Annotated in this window: 2 protein-coding genes; both read left to right on the top strand. The window is 68.8% G+C overall.

Translation table 11 applies throughout. The features are described from left to right. Positions 1-80: 80 nt before the first annotated feature. Positions 81-3,245, top strand: a complete 3,165-nt coding sequence (locus SX243_25250) for a CHC2 zinc finger domain-containing protein (protein ID MDY7096297.1) — start codon at positions 81-83, stop codon at positions 3,243-3,245. Beyond that, positions 3,245-4,297 (top strand): site-specific tyrosine recombinase XerC, encoded by a 1,053-nt coding sequence (xerC, locus tag SX243_25245; protein ID MDY7096296.1) that lies wholly within the window; start codon positions 3,245-3,247, stop codon positions 4,295-4,297. Before SX243_25250 ends, xerC begins: the two co-directional genes overlap by 1 nt. Positions 4,298-4,494: the final 197 nt, after the last annotated feature.

The following is a 4,494-nucleotide window of genomic DNA, read 5'->3' as shown; positions in this document are numbered from 1 at the left end:
GGGAGGGGGAGGTGCGGGTGACGCTGCGCGGGCTCGACGGCGAGGGGGCCTGAGGGATGGCGCGGGTACCGGCGGAAGAGGTGGCGCGGATCAAGCGGGAGGTGTCGGTGGAGCGGCTGGCCGAGGCGCGGGGAGTGAAGCTGTCGCGGCACGGGGCGGATCTCTTGGGGCTCTGCCCCTTCCACGACGACAAGGAGCCGTCGCTGGTGATCACGCCGAAGAAGAATCTTTGGCACTGCCTCGGGGCCTGCCAGGCTGGTGGGTCGGTGATCGATTGGGTGATGCGGGACCGCGGCGTCAGCTTCCGCCACGCGGTGGAGCTGCTGCGCTCGGATCTGCCGTCGGCGGCGGTAGTGGAAGCGAAGGGCTCCGAGCCGGTGCTGCCGGCGCCGGTGGAGGTGGACGCGGAGGATGAGGAGGTGCTGCGCCAGGTGGTGGGCTTCTACCACGAGACCTTGCAGGAGAGCCCGGAGGCGCTTTCCTACCTGGAGTCGCGGGGCCTGGCCCATCGGGAGCTGATCGAGCGCTTCCAGCTGGGCTTCGCCAACCGGACGCTGGGTTATCGGCTGCCGGACAAGAAGGTGAAGGCGGGTCGGGAGATGCGGGGGCGGCTGCAGAGGCTGGGGGTGCTGCGTCCGAGCGGGCACGAGCATTTCAACGGCTCGCTGGTGATTCCGGTCTTCGACGGCCCACCGGAGCAAGGCGGTCGGGTGGTGGAGATCTACGGCCGGAAGATCGGGGAGCGGCTGCGCAAGGGGACGCCGCTGCACCTCTACCTGCCGGGTCCGCACCGCGGGGTCTTCAACCTTCCGGCGCTGGCCGCCTCCACCGAGATCATCCTGTGCGAGTCGCTGATCGACGCGCTGACCTTCTGGTGCGCGGGCTACCGCAATGTCACGAGCTCCTACGGCATCAACGGTTTCACCGACGAGATGCTCGCGGCCTTCGTCGGCCACGGGATCGAGCGGGTACTGATCGCCTACGACCGGGATGCCGCCGGCGAGGCGGCAGCGGGAAAGCTGGCGGAGCGGCTGCTGGCGGTGGGGATCGAGTGCTACCGGGTGCTCTTTCCCCGGGGAATGGATGCCAACGAATATGCCGTCAAGACGACGCCGGCGTCGAAGTCTTTGGGTCTGGTGCTGCGCAAGGCGGAGTGGATGGGCCAGGGCGAAGTGCCAGCGACCGAAGCCACAGCTAAAGAAGAAGAGAGCGAAGAGCTTTTTCCTTTAGCTGCCGGGCGGGTGGAGGTGCCTTCTCCCGAGACGAGAGAGGATCGGGGTGAGCGCGAGGCTCTTGCCCTGCCGGAGCCAGCCGCCGCTTCTCCTCTGCCGCCACCCCCTCCCGAGATCCCCACGGAGGTGCGCGAGCAGGAAGTGGTGATGGAACTGGGGGACCGCCGCTACCGGGTGCGGGGGCTCCAGAAGAATCTGGCCTACGACGTCCTCAAGATCAACCTCCTGGCCGGCCGGGGCGAGGCCTTTCATGTAGACACGCTGGATCTGTACTCGGCGCGGCAGCGGACGGTCTTCCAGAAGGCCGCGGCTGGGGAGCTGGGGGTCGAGGAGGCGGTGGTGAAGACGGATCTGGGCAAGGTGCTAGGGAAGCTCGAGGCGCTCCAAGACGAGCAGATCCGGGCGGCGCTGGAGCCGCAGCCGGAGGCGGTGGAGCTGTCGGAGGCGGAGCGGGCGGAGGCGCTGGAGCTGCTCGGTGCGCCGGATCTCTTGGCGCGGATCCTGGAGGATTTCGAGCGCTGCGGGGTCGTCGGCGAGGAGACCAACAAGCTGATGGGCTACCTCGCCTCGACGTCGCGGCTCTTGGAGCGGCCGCTGGCGGTGGTGGTGCAGAGTAGCTCGTCGGCGGGGAAGTCGTCGCTGATGGAGGCGATCCTGGCGCTGATGCCGGCGGAGCACCAGGTGAAGTACTCGGCGATGACGGGGCAGTCGCTCTTCTACATGGGGGAGACGAATCTGTCGCACAAGATTCTGGCCATCGTCGAGGAGGAGGGCGCGGAGCGCGCCTCCTACGCCTTGAAGCTCCTGCAGTCGGAGGGCGAGCTGACCATCGCTTCGACGGGCAAGGACCCGTCGAGCGGCCGGCTGGTGACCCACGAGTACCGGGTCGAGGGTCCGGTGATGATCTTTCTCACCACCACGGCCATCGACATCGACGAGGAGCTCCTGAACCGCTGCCTGGTGCTGTCGGTGGACGAGGCGCGGGAGCAGACGCGGGCGATCCACCGGCTGCAGCGCCAGCGGCGGACCCTCGAGGGCCTGAAGGCGGGCAAGCGCCGGGAGGCGATCCTGGCGCTGCACCGGAACGCCCAGCGGCTGCTGCGGCCGCTGGCGGTGGTCAACCCCTACGCTCCGGAGCTGACGTTTCTGGACACGCAGATCCGCACCCGTCGGGACCACGAGAAGTACCTGACGCTGATCGACTCGATCGCCCTGCTGCACCAGCACCAGCGGAAGATCCAGCGGGCCCGGGTGGACGGCCGGGAGGTGGAGTATGTGGAGGTCGAGCTTTCGGACATCGAGACCGCCAACCGGCTGGCCCACGAGGTCCTGGGGCGGAGCCTCGATGAGCTGCCCCCGCAGACGCGGCGGCTGCTCGAGAAGATCGAGGCGCTGGTGTCGTCGGAGTGCGAGCGCCTCGAGATGGAGCGCAGCCACTTCCGCTTCACCCGGCGCGAGGTGCGCGAGGCGACCGGGTGGGGCAACACGCAGCTGAAGGTGCACCTGCGGCGGCTCGAGGAGCTCGAGTACCTGCTGGTGCACCAGGGCGGACGGGGTCAGAGCTTCGTCTACGAGCTGCAATACGAGGCCGCCGACGGCGGTGGCCAGCCGTGGCTTCCGGGTCTAATCGAGGTCGAGCGGCTGGGGACTTTCGGATCTGACTCGACTTTCCAGGCTGCATCGGCTGGAAGATTCGGATCTGAGTCAACTTTCCGATCCACCTCGGCCGAGACTTTCGGATCTGACTCAACTTTGGACGCCCCATCGAGCCGGAAACGAGGATACGACGCAAAGAAGTCGGGGCAGACAGAGAAGAAGTCGGGCCCAAGTCGGCCCCAAGTCGGTGGGGTGTCGGGGGGTGGTCGGGGTGATGCTGTCTCCATGGAATCAGAGACTTGCGCCGAAAATGGGCTTCATGGCCCGAAAAACGCACATCAGGGGGTCGGAGAAAAGGACGCGTCGTACCGTAGCTCTCGTCCTACTGGTCTGGCGCTGGAGCTGGAGCGGTCCTGATGGCTCGGCTTGTGGACCTGGTGACGGCGTTTCTGCGCTGGAGCGAGGCGTCGGGGTACGCGCCGGACACGGTGCGGGTGCGCAAGAAGGCCCTGGAGGACTTTTGCGCCTGGTGCCGAGAGCGATCAGTGACGGCGGCGGGGGAGGTGACGCGGCCGATGCTGCTGCGCTACCAGCGGCATCTCTTCGATCTGCGCCAGGCGAGCGGCAAGCCGCTATCGTGGTCGAGCCAGCACGGTCGGATGGTGGCGGTGCGGGGGTTTTTCCGCTGGGCGACGATGGAGAGCTACATCCTCTACAACCCGGCGTCGGAGCTGCACCTGCCGCGGCGTCCGCACCGGCTGCCGAAGGCGGTGCTGTCGGTGTCGGAGGTGGAAGCGGTGCTTGCCGCGCCGGAGGTGGGGACGGTGCGGGGTCTGCGGGACCGGGCGCTGCTGGAGGTGCTGTACTCGACGGGTCTGCGGCGGATGGAGGTGATCGGTCTCGAGGTCTTCGACGTCGACTTGCGGCGAGGTCTGGTGCGAGTGGAGCAAGGCAAGGGGAGCCGGGATCGGGTGGTGCCGGTGGGGCAGCGGGCGTGCGCGTGGGTGAGCCGGTATCTCGCCGAAGGGCGGCCGGAGCTGGTGGTGGATCCGGCGCAGCGGGCGCTCTTCGTGGCCGACGGCGGCCGCGCCTTCCACCCGCAATATCTGTCCCGGCTGGTACGGCGCTACGTCGAAGCGGCGGGGATCGAGAAGTCGGGCTCGTGTCATCTGTTTCGCCACACAGCGGCGACGCTGATGCTCGAAAACGGCGCGGACATCCGCTTCATCCAGCAGCTGCTGGGGCACGCGGAGATCTCGACGACCCAGATCTACACCCAAGTGTCGATCCAGGCGCTGCAGGAGGTCCACACGCGGACCCACCCCGGGGCGGCGCTGCGCCGGCGGGAGGACGCTGGCCGGGAGATCGAGGCGGAGGAGCTGCTCGGCGCCCTGGAGGCGGAAGAGCTCGAGGAGGCGGTGGAGGAGGCCGCCGCCCCCAGCGGTCTGCCGTGCTCCGGCAGCAGCTGACGCTCCTGCCGTGCGTGCGCCGGTCTGTCTGTCCCGCTGCGCTCGGCGTCACCCCGGCCCGCCCCGCCGCCGGCGGGAAGGTCGGTGGCTGGCCCTCCCCCAGCTGCGGCGGGCCGCGCGCCCTGCGCTTACGCTCCGGGACCGGGCCAGCCGCTCGGGCACGGTCCGCGCCCGCCCCCCGGCGGTCACGGTCCGTG

This window comes from Acidobacteriota bacterium (assembly GCA_034211275.1).
Lineage (GTDB): Bacteria > Acidobacteriota > Thermoanaerobaculia > Multivoradales > JAHZIX01 > JAGQSE01.
The sequence above is the reverse complement of the archived record's forward strand: the minus strand, read 5'-3'. Positions and strand labels throughout refer to the sequence as shown.